Consider the following 16,762-nt stretch of genomic DNA (forward strand, 5'->3'; position numbering starts at 1 on the left):
ACACGGATTTCGAGCGCGGATTCGGCGGCGTCAGCGTATCTTGCGCACGTCGCTGATGTCGAGGCCCGCGTCCCCGATCTCCGTCTCGAACCGGACGATGTTCTCCTCCTCGATGCGCGAGAGGACCCCGCGGAACTGCTTGACGACCATCGTCCGTGCCCGTGCGGAGCCGCCGGACTCCCACTCGAAGAGGAGTGTCCCGTCGGCCGCGTCGATGAGCTGCCCGTGCTGTTCGTCGGTGAGCGTCTCGTGGTTCACGTGGACGAGGATGAGGCCACCCCACTCGTAGGCGGCCCGCGAGATCCCCTTCAGCAGGACCGGGATGTCGTTCCAGGTCAGTTCGTCGCCGCTGGAGGCGATGAGGTCGGTCAGCGAGTCGAGGACCACGACGTTGCCGCTGGCGTGTTCGGTCAGCCGGTCGCCGAGCGCCTCGGGCACGGAGTTCCGGTCCGAGTTGGCCCCCAGCCCGGTGATGGTGGCGGCCTCGGAGGTGTACCACTCGCGGGGGACCGGCGAGATGCGGAAGTACTCCGGCGAGAGGTCGTGGAACGTCACGTTCGAGAGGCCGCTGTCGACGAGTTCCTCGTCCATCGCGAGTTCCATCTCGTTGCGGACCTGCCGCTCGTCGGTCGTGAACGAGACGTAGTGGACCGCTCCGGGCCCCTCGGCGGCCGGTTCGAGCCCCCCGTAGTAGAGGTCGAACAGGTCGGGATCGCTCCCGATGAGTCCGTTCATGACGGTGCTGGTGTAGGTGAACTCGCGGGCGCCGGCACCGGCCTCGCCCGACAGCAGGACGACACTCCCGGCCGGCGCGCCCCCGCCGACGGTGGTGTCGAGCCGACGGATTCCGAACGGGATGCGCTGCATACACCCCGCTCGGTGGCCGACCGACAAAAAACCGTGAGTCGGACCGTCGACCGTTGCGATACGCTGATACCGTGGACTCGCGAGGGAGTCGCATGGAGAGTACGGACCGGACCGTCTCCCCGTCGGGACGGCCGAGTGAGCTGACCGTCCTCCACGTGGAGGACGACCCGGCCTTCGCCGAACTCACGCAGATCAACCTGGAGCGGGCACGGGACTCGCTGACCGTGGTGTCGGAGACGGACCCGGAGGCGGCCCTCGAGTGGCTGGAGACGGCGGGTGTGGTGGACACCCCACCGGTCGACTGTATCGTCAGCGACTACCAGATGCCGCGGCTGGACGGCATCGAACTGCTCCGGGCGGTCCGCGAGCGGTACCCCTCGCTCCCGTTCGTCCTCTACACGGGGCAGGGGTCAGAGGAGGTGGCGGCCGACGCGTTCGCCGCCGACGCCACCGACTACCTCCGGAAGGACTCGGGCAGCGGAGCGGCCGAGGTGCTGGCGAACCGCATCGAGTCGGCCGTCACCGTCGAGAGCCGGCGGTCAGACTACCGCGAACTGTTCGACGTGGCCGGCGACGGCATCCTCGTCCACGAGACGAGCGGCGGCCGTATCGTCGACGCGAACCCGGCGTTCTGCGACCTCGTCGGCTACGAGCGCGAGCAACTGCTCGGGATGGGCGTCGGCGATTTCAGCGCCGATACCCCGGAGTACGATGCCGAGGCCGCCGCCGCCCGCATCGAACGGGCCGCCACCGGCGGGCCCGAGACGTTCGAGTGGGTCGTCCGGCACGCCGACGGGCAGCTCGTCCCGGTGGAGGTGACGCTCACGCGGGCGGCACTCGGCGGCACCGAGCGCGTCGTCGCGCACGTCAGGGACGTCTCCCGGCGGCGCGAGCAGGAACGCCGGTTCGAGGCCATCTTCAACGGGACGTTCCAGTTCATCGGCCTGCTGGCACCCGACGGGACGCTCCTCGAGGCGAACGACACGGCCCTCGAGTTCGGCGGCGTCGAGGAGACAGCCGTGGTCGGCCGGCCGCTCTGGGAGGCCCCGTGGTGGGCCGGCGACGACGAACGGGTCGCCGAACTCCGTCGCGCCGTCGAGCGGGCCGCAGCCGGCGAGTTCGTCCGGTACGACGTAGAGGCCGAGGGCGTCGACGGGCCGGCCGTCATCGACTTCTCGCTGAAGCCGGTCCGGGGCGAGGGGGGCGAGGTGGCACTGCTCATCCCGGAGGGGCGGAACGTGAGCGACCTGCGGCGGACCGAGGCGGCGCTCAGGGAGAGCGAGCAGCGCTACGAGCGCGTCGTCGAGAACGTCCGGGACGTGGTGTTCGAGACGGACTCCGAGGGGCGGTGGACCTACCTCAACGACGCGTGGGAGGTGGCCACCGGCCACGAGGTGGCGTCGACGCTCGGCGAGCCCTGTCTGGAGAGCGTCCACCCGAGCGACCGCTCGCGGGGGGAGTTCGCGCCACTCCTCGCCGGCGAGGCCGACGTCGGCCGCCAGGACCTCGAACTGCAGACCGCCGACGGCGAGACGGTCTCAGTCGAGGTGTTCGCTCGCGCGGTGCGGGGCCCCGACGGCGAGTTCCAGGGGACCGTCGGCGTCCTCCGCGACGTGACCGACCAGCAGGACCGCGAGCAGGCGCTCTCGCGGCAGAACCAGCGGCTGAAAGCCGCCTACGAGCGCCTCGACGAGGGGTACTACGCCGTCGACGAGGACTGGACCATAACCTACTGGAACGACCGGATGGTCGAGCGGACTGGCCTGGACCCGCCGGAGGCCGTTGGGCAGTCGCTCTGGGACGCCGTCCCGAGTTTCGTCGGCACGGAGTTCGAGATCTACTACCGCGAGGCGATGGCGGCCCAGCGCTCGGTCTCGTTCGAGGGGTTCGACGAGGCGTTCGACCAGTGGGTCGAGGTCCGGGTCTACCCCTCGTCAGACGGGCTCTCGGTCTACTCGCGCGACGTGAGCGAGCGCAAGGCCCGCGAGGACGAACTCGCGCGGATGCGCGACCTGCTGGACATGGCGCAGGAGCTCGCCGGCGTCGGCGGTTGGGAGTACGACGTCCGGACCGGCGAGGGCCTGCTCACGACCCAGACGCGGGTCATGTTCGGCGTGGACGACCTCCCCGAAGGCTGGGCGCCGACGATGGACACGGTCGCCCGGCGGTACCACGAGGACGACCGCGAGGAGTTCCGGTCGGCCGTGCGCGCGGCGCTGGACGACGGCATCCCGTTCGACCTCGAACTCAGGCTCGCCGAGACCACCGCCGACGGCGACCCGCGCTGGGTGCGACAGATCTGTCAGCCGGTCTCGATGGGCGGCGAGACGGTGCTCCTGCGCGGGACGGTGCAGGACGTGACCGAGCGTCACGCCTTCGAGCGCCGACTCCGCAGCCGCGAGCGCGAGATCCGTGAGGAGCGGGCGTTCACCGACTCGCTGCTCGACGCGCTCCCGGACCCGTTCTACCTGTTCGACGCCGGCGGGTGGCTGGCGCGCTGGAACGAGACGTTCGGCGAACGGACGGGTTACGCAGACGCGACGCTGGCCGGGATGCACGTCCTCGATTTCGTCCCGCCGGCGGACGCCGACCGGGTGGAGGCGTGGCTCGACGACGTCGCCGACGGCCGGACCGCCACCGTCGAGTCCGCGCTCGTCACCGACGACGGCGAGCACCTCCCCCACGAGTTCAACGCTTCGCCGGTCTACGACGGGCATGGCCGCGACTACGGGCTGGCGGGTGCCGCCCGCGACATCTCCGCACGGGTCGCGCGCGAGGCCGAACTGGAGCGACAGAACGAGCGGCTGGAGTCGTTCACCTCCATCGTCAGCCACGACCTGCGCAACCCGATGGCGGTGATGCGCGGTGCCCTGGAGAGTGCCGAGGCAGACCCGGAGAGACTGGACCGAGCCCGTCGAGCGCTCGGCCGGATGGAGACGCTCGTCGACGACCTGCTCACGCTCTCTCGGCAGGGCGAGGACGTGGGCGAGACGATGGGCGTCGACCTCGAGTCCATCGCGCGGCGCTCGTGGGGGCTGGCCGACACCGGCGAGGCTGACCTCATCGTCGAGGGGACCGTCGCGCTGCTGGCGGACCCCTCGCGGCTCACGCAGGCGTTCGAGAACCTCTTTCGCAACGCCGTGGAGCACGGCTCGCAGGCTCGGCAGGACGCCATCGAACACGGGAGCGACGACGCCGACGCCGAGGTCCGCGTCGGCCCGCTCCCCGACGGCGACGGCTTCTACGTGGCCGACGACGGCCCCGGCATCCCACCGGAGCGGCGCGACCTCGTGTTCGAGCACGGCTTCACCGACTCGCCCGACGGGACGGGGTTCGGCCTCGCCATCGTCCGCTCCATCGTCGAGGCACACGGGTGGACGGTCTCGGTCACCGAGAGCGAGACCGGCGGCGCCCGCTTCGAGGTGCGCGGCGTCGAGCGGGCCGGCCAGTAGCGCCGCCGCGTCGGCTTGGCTTGGCGCCGGGCAACGCGAGGCTCAATCCCGAAGCGTGCGTCCTGGTGGCATGGCCCTCGAAGACACCCCCTACGACGACGTCGTCTACGTCGTCGACCTGGCTGTCGGCCGTGCCGCCGCCGGGGACACAACCGGCGTGCTGACGCTGGTCGACGCCGCGCTGGAGCGACTGGCGCGGATGCCCTACCCCGGTCTCCTGCGCGAGGCACGACTCGCCGGCACGGACGCCGCCGACAGCGCACGCCTCGGTGACTTCGAGCGGGCAGCCCAGTCGCTCTGGCTGTTCAGACACGTGGTCGAGGACGCCGCCCGCCTCGAGTACCAGACGCTCCTGACCGCCTGAGCGCCGAGAACACGGGGATCGGGATGGGAGGAAGAGGGGTTCGGTCCCGCTCTCGCGTCAGTCCAGCCCGAACAGTCGCTCGCGGAGCGAGCGCTTGCGGGCCTTCTCCGCCAGCAACACGGAGCAGTCCACGTCGTCGACCACGTCCATGACGAGCGAGCCACGGACGAGTCGCGAGAGGAGGCCACGCTCGGTGGCCCCGAAGACGACCATCGTCGCGTCGACAGCCGCGTTCTCGATGGCCGCCTCGACGTCGCCCGTCTCGACCCTGAGCCGTGCGTCCGCGAGGTTGTGTCCCTCGGCCCACTCGCGGAGGAACGCCTCGCCCTCGGCCTCGTCGTCGGCGACGTGCAACAGCGTCACCTCGCTGTCGTACTCCGACTGGAGGTGACGTGCGATGACGGCAGAGAGGTCCGAGTCGGGACCGCCCGCTGTCGGGACGAGCACCCGGTCGGTCTCGAAGCCGCGGTCCTTCAGGACGAGGAAGTCACACGGCACCGCCTCGGTCATCTCGCCGATGCTCCCCTCGACGCGCGAGCGGTCGCCCGGCCCCCAGCCCATCACGGTGAGGTCCGCGTCGTACTGCTTGGCCGCGGCGTAGATCTCCTCCACGCCGCGGTGCGTGACGACGGTGTGTGTCTCCACCTCGACGCCGAACGTCTCGGCGTCGCGGCGGGCGTTCTCCAGCAACTCGCGGGCGCCCGGGTCGAACTCCTCGATGTTCGCGGCTCCCGAGGCGAGCGCGGTCTGGTCGGGCACCTGCACGGTGTGGACCGCGACGACCTTCCCACCCTCCTGCTTGGCGATGGCCGACGCGAGCGAGATGAGGTCCTTCTCGGTCTGCGGGTTCGAGAGCGCCACCATCACGCGGTACTGGCCACCGTCGGGCTGGACGGCGGAGACGGCGTCGACGGCCGAGGCCGGCATCTCCTCCGAGCGCGAGAGGACGTACTCCGAGAGGACGCCCCGTTCGGTCGCCTGCGAGCGGGCGTAGCCGACGTACCAGAGGACGGCGAAGAGGACGAACGCCGCGCCGACGGCGATGACGAACCGCGGCTCGATGAACGCGATGAGCGCGGCCGACAGGATGGCCCCGAGTATCGGCGTGAACGGGTAGAACGGGACGGTGTACGACGGTTCGTACTCGACCACGTCCGTCTCGCGGAAGACGATGAGCGCGACGTTGAGCAGGGCGTAGATGATGAGGTGGAGGATGCTCCCGAGCGTCGAGAGCGTGCGGACGTTGCCGAAGAGGATGAACACGAGGATGAACGCGCCCGTCAGCGCGATGGAGCGGTACGGCGTCCCGAACCGGGGGTGGATCTCGTTCAGGTCCGGCGTGACGATGCGGTCACGGCCCATCGCGAAGTTGATGCGCGAGGAGGCGAGGATGGAGGCGTTCGCCGACGAGGCCGTCGCCAGCAGGCCGCCGACCAGCATCGCGATGGCGCCGACCGGCCCGATGATGATGCGGGCGACCTCGACGACGGCGATCTGGTCGTCGCCCAGCCCCGCGATGAACCCCTGTTCGACCGCCGCGCTCATCACGAACAGCACGAGCGCGTAGATGGCGGTCACGATGAGGACGCTCCCGATGACCGCCCGTGGGAGGTTCCTGCCCGGGTCCTTGATCTCCTCGGCGACGCTCGTGATCTGGACGAACCCGAGGTACGAGACGAAGATGAACCCCGTCGTCGTCACCATCGGGCCCAGCCCCTGCGAGGCCGGGAGGTTCGCCGTGTCGGCCCGGAGCGCGCCGATGACCGTGAACACCGCGAGGATGGCGACCAGGACGACGACGATGACGTTCTGGAGGCGGCCGGTCTCCTTCGCGCCGATGTAGTTGATGCCGATGAACAGCGCCGCGCCGACGAGCGCGACGAGCTTCAGGTACGAGAGTTCGACCACGACGAGGTCGATGCTCCCCTGCAGGCCGAAGATGGCACGGATGTACTCGCCGAACCCGACCATGTAGAACGCGGAGGCGAACGCGAGGCCCATCCAGTTTGCCCATCCGGCGACGGAGCCGAACAGCGGCCCGAGCGAGCGGTTGACGTAGTAGTACGCGCCGCCGGATTTCGGCATCGCGGTGCCGAGTTCAGACGCGGAGAGGGCCGTCAGCAGGGCGATGGCCCCGCCGAGGACGAACGCGCCGACCGCGAGCGACCCGGCCTGCGCGATGGCGGCACCCGGCAGGACGAAGATCCCCGCCCCGATCATCGTCCCGACGCCGATAGTCAGGGCGGCGAGCGGGCCGAGGTCCTTGGCGAGTTCTTCCGTGTCGCCGCTCATGTGGTGTCCTCGTCCGCGTCGGCGCCCGTGGCGTCAGCGTCGTCGCCTACCGGTTCGGGGGCGTCGTGGACGGGGAGCGAGACGACGGGGCGGTCGGCCTCCGTCACCAGTCGGAGTGCCACGTCGCCGGTCAGGAAGCGGACGAGCCGGCCCCCCTCGCGCGGGGTGAAGACGATGGCCGAGGCGTCGTGGTCGCGAGCGGCCGCGAGCAGCGTCTCGACCACGTCGGTCCCGTAGCGAACCTCGGTCTCGACGGATCCCAGTCGCTCGCGGAGTATCTCGAAGCCGGCTTCGGCTTCGGCTTCGACGCCCTCCATCGGGGCCTTGTCGACGGCGCCGCCGGCCTTCTCGACGACGCTCACCGCCAGCACCTCGCCGTCGGCGTAGGGGGCGAACGCGCGGGCGGTCTCCTCGGCGTCCTCGTCGTTGGCGACGGCGACGAGCGGGCGCGAGAGCAGGTCACGGTGACGGTCGCTGTCGGCGGACATCTCAGCCACCCCTCCGGGATAGTCGAGACTCCGTCGGCAGTTGGTCCATACGCATCCTCACTCCGCCACACCGTTTAACGGTTCGTGTCCGGGGGGCCTCGCGATGGAAACCGACTTGTCGGGTCCCACCCACCGGCGTGGCATGGAGGGGTCCCGTTGCGCGTCGTGATCGTCGGTGCCGGGGAGGTCGGCTCCAGTATCGCCGCCAGCCTCGCGTCCAGTCACGAGGTCGTGGTCATCGACAACGACCCGACACGGGTCGACGAACTCACGTACGACCTCGACGTCCTCGCCATCCACGGCGACGGCACGGACGTCGACGTCCTGCAGGAGGCCGGCATCGGCGACGCCGACCTCCTCATCGCCAGCACGGACGACGACCACACCAACATCGTCATCTCGGGCACGGCGAAGGCCTGCTGCTCGTCGTTCACCATCGCCCGCGTGAAGAAGCCCCAGTACCTGCGGACGTGGGAGCCGAACCAGGGCGCCTTCGGCGTCGACTTCATGGTCTGTACGGACCTGCTCGCCGCCGAGACAATCGTCGGGGTCATCGGCCTGCCGACCGCACAGGACGTGGACCTGTTCGCCGACGGTATCGTCCAGATGACGGAGTTCGTCATCCCGGAGGACTCGCCGGTGGCCAACCAGACGGTCCGGGAGGCCGACCGATTCGACTCGCTCACGTTCGCCGCCATCATCCGCGAGAACGGCGACGAGCGCGACCGCATCATCGTCCCGTCCGGCCAGACCGTCATCGAGCCGGGCGACGAGGTGGTCGTCATCGGCTCGCCCGACTCGACCCGCGAGTTCTCCTCGTCCATCGCGCCGGAGGAGGAGCGTCCCCGCGAGGTGGTCATCGTCGGGGGCGGCGAGATCGGCTATCAGGTCGCCCGCCTGCTGGAGGACCGCGGCTTCTCGCCGCGGCTCGTCGAGCGTGACGAGGAGCGGGCGCGCTGGCTCGCCGAGAACCTCCCGGGGACGACCGTGCTCCAGTCCGACGCCACCGACCGCGCGTTCCTCGACCGCGAGAACGTGGGGATGGCCGACGTGTTCATCGCCACGCTGGAGAACGACCAGCAGAACCTGCTGGCGACGCTGCTCGCGAAGCGCCTCGGCGCGGACCGGGCCGTCGCCATCGTCGACACGGGCGAGTTCGCCGACCTGTTCGAGGAGGTGGGGGTCGACGTGGCCGTCTCGCCGCGCGACGCCACCGCCGAGGAGATCACGCGGTTCACCCGCGCACGCCGCGCCGAGAACGTCTCCATCATCGACGGCGACCGGGCCGAGGTGATGGAGGTCGAGGTGGACACGGACTCGGCCTTCGCCGGCCGGCCCATCCGCGAGGTCGCCGCGGACCTGCCCGAGGGCGTCGTCGTGGGGGCCATCACCCGGAACGGGACGCTCATCACCCCGCGCGGTGACACGGTCATCGAGGTCGGCGACCACGTCGTCGTGTTCGTCGACAGTGACGCCGTCGAGGAAGTCAACGCGATGATATGAGGGTGGACTGGCGGACGGTCCTCGCGCTGGTGGGGACCGTCCTCCAGGCGCTGGCCGGGCCGCTGGTCCTCTCGGCGCTGGTCGCGTTCGGCTACGCCGAGTCACCCGTCCCGTTCCTCCTCCCAGCGGCGCTCGCGCTCGGCGTGGGGCTGGTGTTCGCGCGCCTGCCGAGTCGCGACATCGGCATCCGCGAGGCGTTCCTCGTCGTCGCGCTCGTCTGGCTGGCCGTCGGGACCGTCGGCGCGCTCCCCTTCCTGCTGGCCGGCACGGGCGTGTTCGCCAACCCGGTCGACGCCGCCTTCGAGTCGATGAGCGGCATCACCACCACGGGCGCGACGGTGGTCGTCGACTTCGACGCGCACGCTCGGTCGTTGCTGTTCTGGCGTGCCCTGCTCCAGTGGATGGGTGGGCTGGGCATCCTCGTCCTCGCGGTCGGTCTACTCTCCCAACTCGACGTCGGTGGCGCCCAGTTGATGGAGACGGAGACCCAGACCCAGGACGTCACGAAGCTCACCCCCCGCATCGAGGAGACGGCCCGGCTGCTGGGGAGCCTCTACCTCGGGCTGACGGCGCTACTGGTGGTCGTCCTCCTCGTACTGAACGTCGTCGGCCTCGGGCCGAACATGGACCCGTACAACGCCGTCACCCACGCGCTGACGACAGTGTCGACGGCGGGGTTCTCGCCCGAGCCGGCGAGCGCTGGGGCGTTCAGCCCGGTCGTCCAGTGGGTGCTCGTCGCGTTCATGCTCGTCGGGGCGACGAACTTCGTCCTGCTCTACGCCGTGACGCGGGGGCGGCCCCGTCGCCTGTTCCAGAGCGAGGAGTTCCGGTTCTACCTCGGCGTCCTCGCGGGTGGGAGCGCGCTCGTCGCGCTCGTCCTCGCCGTCGACGGGGAGTTCGGGAGCGTGGAGGCCACCGTCCGCCACGCCACGTTCCAGGTGGTGAGCATCGTGACGACGACGGGCTACGCGACGGTGGACTTCGACCTCTGGTCGCCCGCGGCGAAACACCTGCTGTTCCTCGGGATGTTCGTCGGCGGGATGGCCGGGTCGACGACGTGTTCGCTGAAGGCGTTCCGGTGGCTGGTCGTCGCCAAGACGCTCCGGCGTGACCTGTTCACCGAACTCCACCCCGAGGCCATACGGCCGGTCCGGGTCGGCGACCGTATCGTCGACGAGGGGACCGTCCGTGACGTGAACGCCTACGTGCTACTGGGGCTCGTGGGGTTCGCCCTACTGACCGTCGTCGTGGTGGTCCAGACCCGGGGGACGGGCGTCGGCGAGTTCGAGGCGATGGGCATCGCCGCCTCGACGTTCCTCAACATCGGGCCGGCGTTCGGCGCCGCCGGACCGTACGGGAGTTACGCGAGCCTGCCGACGACGACGAAGTGGGTGCTGGTGGTGCTGATGTGGGTGGGCCGTATCGAGATCGTCCCGGTGCTGGTCGTGCTGACCCCGGAGTTCTGGCGCTGAGACCGGCGACGGTGGCCACCGACCCTCGGTACGGTTCCTTCCCGGGCCGGAACGGTGGATTGATGCCACGCCCACGATTGGCACCTGACGTGTTACCGCTGCTCCCCGACGGCGGCACCCGTGGGCTCCGTGTCGACTGGCGGGCCTCCATGAGTCTCGTCGGGACGGTGCTGAAGTTCCTCGCCGTCCCGCTGCTCGTGCCGCTCGCGGTGGCGGTCTACTACGGTGCCGACGTCCCCACCTTCGTCGTGAGCGTCGTCCTGACGTTCGGCGTCGGGGTGGCGATGGAGCGGCTCGACCCCGACCCGGACATCGGCGCCCGCGAGGGGTTCCTGATGGTGGCCGCGACGTGGCTGTTCGTGAGTTTCATGGGCGCGGTCCCGTACCTGCTGGCGGCCCACGGCGTGCCGATGGTGTTCGAGGCCACCTCGCCGACCTCGACGCTCGGCGACCCGGTGAACGCGCTGTTCGAGTCGATGAGCGGCGTGACGACGACCGGGGCGACGGTGATGGGCGACATCTCGTTCGACACCCACTCGCACGCCATACTGCTCTGGCGACAGCTCAGCCAGTGGCTCGGCGGGATGGGTATCGTCGTCCTCGCGCTGGCCATCCTCCCCGAGCTGTCGGTCGGTGGTGCCCAGCTGATGGAGGCCGAGGCGCCCGGCGTCGGCATCGAGAAGCTCACTCCCCGTATCGCCGAGACCGCACGCGTCCTCTGGCTCATCTACTTCGGGCTGACGCTGCTCGAGATCGGCATCCTCTACGGGATGCACGTGGCCGGCCCGCTCGTCGGCTGGCCGGACCTCGCGCCGAACATGACGCTCTACAACGCCGTCGCGCACGGCCTGACGACGATGCCGACCGGTGGCTTCTCGCCCGAGGCCGAGTCCATCGCCGCGTTCTCCGGGGCGGTCCAGTGGGTCGTCATCCCGTTCATGTTCGCGGCAGGGACGAACTTCGCGCTGTTCTGGCGGGTGTTCAGCGGGAAACCGCGCAGGCTGTTCGAGGACGCCGAGTTCCGCGCCTACTTCGGCATCGTCGGCATCTTCACCGCTGTCCTCGCCGGGATGCTGTTCACCGGGATGGCGCCCGTGCTCGACCTCGGCGGCGTCACGCAGGGGAACTTCGAGAACTCGCTCCGACAGTCGGTGTTCCAGGTGCTCGCGATGGTGACGACGACGGGCTACGCCACCAGCGACTTCGCCCAGTGGGGGACCGCGGGGAAGTACTTCCTCCTGTTCGCCATGTTCGTCGGCGGCTCCGGTGGCTCGACCGGTGGAGGCCTCAAGATCATCCGCTGGATGGTCATCCTCAAGTCCGCCCGCCGCGAGCTGTTCACGACCGTCCACCCCGAGGCCGTCCGCCCCATCCGACTCGGCGGGCACGTCATCGACGAGTCGGCGGTCCGGGGTATCTACGCCTTCACCCTCATCTACTTCCTGCTGTTCGGCGTCTCGACCGTGTTCATCGTCGTCGCCGGGGGCACGGGGGACGAGACCCTCACCGTGCTCGAGGGGATGAGCGCGGCGGCCTCGACCATCGGCAACGTCGGGCCGGGGTTCGGTGACCTCGGACCGTTCGGCTCCTACCTCTGGTTCCCGGACGTCTCGAAGCTCCTGATGGTGTTCCTGATGTGGGTCGGCCGGCTGGAGATCATCCCGGTCCTCGTCCTGCTGACGGGCGGCTACTGGCGCTCGTAGGCCGTTCACGCCGTGAACGGTCGTCCAGAGTATGCCAGCCAACTGTTATGATTGCCGGCGCGAACTGGCGGCCACGACCGGACCTCCACGGAGACAGGAGTGTGGAGACGGGCGGGGATTCAGCCGGCGACGCGTGCCGTCCACGCCGCGTGGCTCCCCCACGAGACGAGCGACGGCACGCGCTACTTCAAGACGTTCTTGGGGCTGACGACCAGCGGGGCGTTCTACGAGGGGAACGCGGAGGGCCACCCGGAGCTGACCTGTCTCGAGACGCTGCGGGCCGTCAACCACGTGGTGCGCTCGTGGCTGGCGCCGAACCCGGAGACGACCATCGGGGACCAGCGCTGAGCCGTCATCGGAGGGTGGCCGCCCCGAACGGCGTGCGGAAGCGGTCACACCAGACGCCGACGCCCCGGTAGTCGGCGGGGTCGACGTCGCCCGGGATTCGCTGGAGGAACGTCCCCTCGACGGTCGACTCGCCGCCGTCGGCGCCACCGTCGACGAGGATGCGACGCCCCGCGGCGATCTCGGCGCCCGTGTCGGGGTCCTCGGCTGGCGTCAGGTAGACGAAGACGTCCGGCCCCTGCTCCTGGTCGTAGTCGACGAACCGGAGGTAGTGCTCGCCGTCGAGTTCGACCAGCTGGACGCGGCCGGAGACGTCGTGCCCGGCCTTCCCCTCGAAGCGACCCTCGGAGAGGACGACGGCCCCCTCGGGGAGCGGCGTGTCCACCGCCTGCGTCGACGCCTCGGCGGCGAAGAAGACGTCGAAGACGAACACGCCACCCACCACGGAGAGGGCGGCCACACCGAGTGCGACGACGGTCCGGTTCTGCATGCCACTCGGTGGCTCCCGGAGGCTAAAGCCGTTCTTCGAGGTCGGACTAGAATCTCGGCCGACTGCCCACCGAGTGTGTCACGAGTCGGAGCACACGGCCAGTCCGGTCCCGTCGGCTCCGCCCCTAGGAGAGGTCGTAGTGGACGGCGTCGTCCGACCCGCACGAAGGACAGGATACCGGGGGCGGCGAGAGCGTGGTGCCGCAGTCGCGGCACTCCACGTAGGGGTCGGACCGGCGGCCACCGAGGACGAGTCGCTGGACGAGTGTGTGCACGTGTACCGAACAGTCTACCCTCCGAGACATTGTTACCGACCGAGTGATCCGGTCACGTCGGGTGGATACCCGGGACGGGCCGACGCGGCGTCACCGCTCGGTCTGGTCGGCGCCCTCGCGCGTGGGGTCGTCGACGCCCTCGCCGCCGGGCCAGGTGACGTCGCCCCAGAAGTCAACGCCCATCCGCTGGGCCGCACGCGAGATCATGTGCGCCCCGGTCGGCGCGGTGAGGAACAGGAACAGGATGCCGACGAGCGAGACGAGACCGGCGCCCTGCGGGCCGAAGTGGACGAACCCGGCGAGGAAGACGCTCGCGGCGCCGAGCGTCGTCGCCTTCGAGGTGGCGTGCATCCGGTTGTAGACGTCCGGCAGTCGCAGGAGTCCGACGGCACCGACGCCGAGGAAGAACAGGCCGACGAGGACGAGCGCGATGGTCACAGCCGTGCGGACAGGGCCACCACCGGGCGTGGCGCCGCCACCGTCGGCGACCAGAGGGACGAGGAGGTCCATCATTCGATGATATCACCTTCCGTCACGTAGCGGGCGACGGTGATGGTGCTGATGAAGCCGATGATGGTCAGGACGAGCGCCACGTCGATGAAGAAGCCGCTGCCGGAGTCGATGGCGAACAGCACCGCGATGGCGACGACGGTGGTGCCGATGGTGTCGAGGGCGACCACGCGGTCGGGCGTCGTCGGCCCACGGATGACGCGGTAGCCCGCGAGCAGGGTCACGACGATGGCGCCGAGGATGCCGAACAGGACGACGTCGCCGAGCAGTCCCTCAGCGGCCATCGGACTCACCTCCCGTGTCGTCGGCGGGAGCGACCGTGCCCTCCTCGTCGGCGGCGGTCGCTCCAGCGACGGTGGCCCCGCCGTCGGTGGCCGCGTCGGGCTCGGGCGTCTCCGGGCCGGGGCGGCGCGGCACCTCCAGACTCGGGTCGCGCCCCTCGAACATGACGAGCGCGTAGTCCTCCCACCGGCGGATGGGCGCGAGGACGCTCTCGCGGTCCTTCGCGGAGATGGCGTGGACGTAGAGCGTGTTCGTCTCCGCGTCGTGGTCCATGGTGAGGGTGCCGGGCGTGAGGGTGATGGAGTTGGCGATAGTGGTGATGGCGACGTCGCTCTCGACGCGGAGGGGGACCGCGACCACCTCGGGGTCGATGGGGAGCGACGGGGCGAGCACGCGGTAGGCCACGTCGACGTTCGCGGTCAGGAGCTCCCAGAAGAACGTCACGAGGTACGCGAGCGCCGCCGGCACCACGCGGATGCTCTGGTCGACGGCAAGCTGGTCGGCGAAGTACCGCCGGATGGCGAACGCGACGGCGAGGCCGACGACGAGACCGATGAGGAACTCGCCGGCGACGTTCCGGAGCGTCGCATCGAGCGTCGGGCCGGCCTCCACGCCACGGACGAACAGCCAGAGGACGGCGAGGGCGAGCCCGGAGAGCGGCCACTTGCGGGTCACTCACCACCACCTCCGTGGCCGCCACTGCCGGTGTCGCTCGGGACGAACCGGTCGGGGTCCACGGCCTCGACGTAGGCGTCGACGTCGAGGGCGGCCTCGGCGGCGGCGTTCGCCGCCCCCACGAGCGGGTCGAAGCCGACGCCGAGGGCGACCACCGACACCGCCAGCACCACCGTCACGCCGACGAGGACGCCGTTCCGGGAGGCGCCGATGACGTAGTCCGTCGGCCGGCCCCAGAACGCCTGGTTCCACGCGCGCGTGACGTACGCGATGGTGAGGATGGCGCCGCCGAGCGCCACGGCGAGCCCGAGCGTCGACCCGGCCCGGCCGGCCACGTCGAAGACGAGGAACTTGCCGAAGAAGCCGGTCAGCGGCGGGATACCGACGAGGGCGAGCCCACCGACGAAGAAGGCCGCCGAGAGCACGCGGTCGTGTTCGCTCAGCCCGCCGAGTTTCGGCAGTTCGCACGTCCCCGTCGCCGTCCGCACCGCGCCGCTGACGAGGAAGAGGAGCGACTTGGCGAGGCCGTGGTTGACGGCGTAGACGAGCGCCGCGGCGACGCCGAGCGCCCGGAGGTCGGGCACCGTCGCGGCGACGGCGAGCGGCAGGACGACGAACCCGATCTGGCCGATGCTGGAGTAGGCCAGCAGACCGTCCATGTCGTCCTGCCAGACGGCACCGAAGCCGCCGAGGAAGATGCTGGCTGCGGCCATCACGAACAGGACGGGCCCGAAGAACGCGAGGAACCCCTGGCCACCGATACCGGGGAACGAGACGGGGACGGTGGCGGCCGCGAACACCATGAAGTAGAGGCGGACGATGGCGTAGATACCCACCTTCTTGACGACGCCGGCGAGCATCGCGGTGACGGGTGCCGGCGCCGCCCGGTAGGCCGCGGGCACCCAGAACTGGAACGGGACGATACCCGCCTTCAGCGCGAAGACGGTCAGCAGGACGGCCGAGAGCCCGAGGACGGGCGCGGGGTCGATGCCGAACGCGGCGGGGTCGGCGAGCCGGCGGGCCATGTCGGCCATGTTGAGCGTGCCGATCGTGGCGTAGAGCCCACCGATGGCGAGCAGCATCACCGCGCTCCCGAGCAGGTTGAGCACCGTGTAGAGCAGCGCCGCACGGGTCTGTGCCGGCCCGGAGTAGAACACGACGAGGACGTACGAGGACATCAGCATCACCTCGAACCAGACGAAGAGGTTGAAGATGTCGCCGGTGAGGAACGCGCCGGTGACGCCGACGACCATCAGGTGGTAGAGGGGGTGGTACGCGAGTCGCTGGTCGCGCTGGTCGACGAACTCGAGCGAGTAGACGAGCGCCGCCAGCGAGACGACGGCCGCCAGCCCCAGCATCAGCACCGAGAGCGCGTCGGCGACGAGCGTGATGCCGAACGGGGCGGCCCAGTCGGACACCTGGTAGACGAGTCGACCCTCCGCTGTGACGCGGACGGCGAGGAAGAGGACGGCCACGCCGTAGGCACCCGCACCGAGGAGCGAGACACCCTGCTGGGCACGGGGGTAGACGCGCGTTCCGAGCGCGAGGATAGCCGTCGAGAGCGCCACGAGCAGCGGGATGACCGGCGCCTGTGCGGCCAGCGTGCCCGCGAGGGACGCCTGCAGGGCGAGTTCAGTCATCGCTCACCTCCCGTGCGGTCTCCCCGTCGCCGACGCGTGGCGGCGCGTCGTCGTCGAGGAACGAGAGGCCACGCATGTCGATGGTCCCCTGCTCCTCGTAGACGCGGTAGGTCAGGACGAGCGCGAACGCCGTCGTCCCGAAGCCGATGACGATGGCGGTGAGGACGAGCGCCTGCACCAGCGGGTCGACCGTGCTCGCCGCGCCACCGCCGTGACCGAGGACGGGCGCCGTCCCCGCGCCGGTCGCGCCGAAGCCGACGGTGACGAGGTAGACGTTGGCCGACTGCGAGATGATGACGACACCCCAGACGACGCGGACCACGTCCCGTCGGAGGACGAGGAAGGTACCGACGGCGAACAGCGTGCCGAGCGCGAGGGCGAGGACGAACTCAGTCACGGCGACCA

16 protein-coding genes are annotated in these 16,762 nt (G+C 70.2%); 6 read left to right on the plus strand and 10 right to left on the minus strand.

Annotation, left to right across the window (positions count from 1 at the left end; all coding sequences use genetic code 11):
• Window positions 1–30 precede the first annotated feature (30 nt).
• Entirely contained in the window at window positions 31–867 is an 837-nt protein-coding gene (locus tag N0B31_RS09925; protein ID WP_260643707.1) for an RAD55 family ATPase, read from the minus strand.
• A 92-nt stretch (window positions 868–959) separates the two neighbouring features.
• On the opposite strand from N0B31_RS09925, the gene N0B31_RS09930 reads away from it, so the two are divergent.
• Entirely contained in the window at window positions 960–4,319 is a 3,360-nt protein-coding gene (locus N0B31_RS09930; RefSeq protein WP_260643708.1) for a PAS domain S-box protein, read from the plus strand.
• A gap of 70 nt (window positions 4,320–4,389) precedes the next feature.
• A complete protein-coding gene (locus N0B31_RS09935) occupies window positions 4,390–4,683 on the plus strand; it encodes a hypothetical protein (RefSeq protein ID WP_260643709.1) in 294 nt (97 codons plus the stop codon).
• A 57-nt stretch (window positions 4,684–4,740) separates the two neighbouring features.
• Here N0B31_RS09935 and N0B31_RS09940 read toward each other — a convergent pair whose 3' ends face one another.
• Both N0B31_RS09940 and N0B31_RS09945 read right to left on the minus strand, forming a co-directional pair.
• Window positions 4,741–6,975, minus strand: coding sequence for an amino acid permease (locus tag N0B31_RS09940; protein ID WP_260643710.1), 2,235 nt, complete (start codon window positions 6,973–6,975; stop codon window positions 4,741–4,743).
• Window positions 6,972–7,463, minus strand: coding sequence for a universal stress protein (locus N0B31_RS09945; RefSeq protein WP_260643711.1), 492 nt, complete (start codon window positions 7,461–7,463; stop codon window positions 6,972–6,974). Before N0B31_RS09945 ends, N0B31_RS09940 begins: the two co-directional genes overlap by 4 nt.
• A 156-nt stretch (window positions 7,464–7,619) precedes the next feature.
• On the opposite strand from N0B31_RS09945, the gene trkA reads away from it, so the two are divergent.
• The 4 genes from trkA (at window position 7,620) to N0B31_RS09965 (ending at window position 12,489) form a co-directional block, all read left to right on the plus strand.
• Complete coding sequence (gene trkA / locus N0B31_RS09950; RefSeq protein WP_260643712.1) at window positions 7,620–8,966, plus strand: Trk system potassium transporter TrkA; 1,347 nt, start codon at window positions 7,620–7,622, stop codon at window positions 8,964–8,966.
• On the plus strand, window positions 8,963–10,438 hold the full coding sequence (locus tag N0B31_RS09955; RefSeq protein WP_260643713.1) for a TrkH family potassium uptake protein: 1,476 nt from the start codon (window positions 8,963–8,965) through the stop codon (window positions 10,436–10,438). Before trkA ends, N0B31_RS09955 begins: the two co-directional genes overlap by 4 nt.
• Window positions 10,439–10,587: 149 nt before the next feature.
• Window positions 10,588–12,141, plus strand: a complete 1,554-nt coding sequence (locus N0B31_RS09960) for a TrkH family potassium uptake protein (RefSeq protein ID WP_260643976.1) — start codon at window positions 10,588–10,590, stop codon at window positions 12,139–12,141.
• A gap of 99 nt (window positions 12,142–12,240) precedes the next feature.
• Window positions 12,241–12,489 (plus strand): hypothetical protein, encoded by a 249-nt coding sequence (locus N0B31_RS09965; protein WP_260643714.1) that lies wholly within the window; start codon window positions 12,241–12,243, stop codon window positions 12,487–12,489.
• Window positions 12,490–12,493: 4 nt separating this feature from the next.
• On the opposite strand, the gene N0B31_RS09970 is transcribed toward N0B31_RS09965, so the two are convergent.
• The 7 genes from N0B31_RS09970 to N0B31_RS10000 all read right to left on the minus strand — a co-directional run bounded on the left by N0B31_RS09970 (window position 12,494) and on the right by N0B31_RS10000 (window position 16,754).
• Window positions 12,494–12,976 carry a DM13 domain-containing protein gene (locus N0B31_RS09970; protein WP_260643715.1) on the minus strand — a complete coding sequence of 161 codons (483 nt, stop codon included), beginning with the start codon at window positions 12,974–12,976 and terminating at the stop codon, window positions 12,494–12,496.
• Between the two features lie 124 nt (window positions 12,977–13,100).
• The gene (locus tag N0B31_RS09975) at window positions 13,101–13,250 is read right to left on the minus strand and encodes a zinc ribbon domain-containing protein (RefSeq protein WP_260643716.1); all 150 of its coding nucleotides are present in this window, start codon (window positions 13,248–13,250) and stop codon (window positions 13,101–13,103) included.
• Between the two features lie 90 nt (window positions 13,251–13,340).
• Window positions 13,341–13,760 (minus strand): monovalent cation/H(+) antiporter subunit G, encoded by a 420-nt coding sequence (mnhG, locus tag N0B31_RS09980; RefSeq protein WP_260643717.1) that lies wholly within the window; start codon window positions 13,758–13,760, stop codon window positions 13,341–13,343.
• A complete protein-coding gene (locus N0B31_RS09985) occupies window positions 13,760–14,044 on the minus strand; it encodes an MrpF/PhaF family protein (RefSeq protein WP_260643718.1) in 285 nt (94 codons plus the stop codon). The genes mnhG and N0B31_RS09985 overlap by 1 nt, the downstream gene beginning before the upstream one ends.
• Entirely contained in the window at window positions 14,034–14,717 is a 684-nt protein-coding gene (locus N0B31_RS09990) for a Na+/H+ antiporter subunit E (RefSeq protein WP_260643719.1), read from the minus strand. The genes N0B31_RS09985 and N0B31_RS09990 overlap by 11 nt, the downstream gene beginning before the upstream one ends.
• Window positions 14,714–16,357: a complex I subunit 5 family protein gene (locus N0B31_RS09995; RefSeq protein ID WP_260643720.1), complete on the minus strand. Its 1,644-nt coding sequence runs from the start codon at window positions 16,355–16,357 to the stop codon at window positions 14,714–14,716. The genes N0B31_RS09990 and N0B31_RS09995 overlap by 4 nt, the downstream gene beginning before the upstream one ends.
• Window positions 16,350–16,754 carry a sodium:proton antiporter gene (locus N0B31_RS10000; RefSeq protein WP_260643721.1) on the minus strand — a complete coding sequence of 135 codons (405 nt, stop codon included), beginning with the start codon at window positions 16,752–16,754 and terminating at the stop codon, window positions 16,350–16,352. Before N0B31_RS10000 ends, N0B31_RS09995 begins: the two co-directional genes overlap by 8 nt.
• Between the last annotated feature and the right edge of the window lie 8 nt (window positions 16,755–16,762).

The organism is Salinirubellus salinus, assembly GCF_025231485.1.
Lineage (GTDB): Archaea > Halobacteriota > Halobacteria > Halobacteriales > Haloarculaceae > Salinirubellus > Salinirubellus salinus.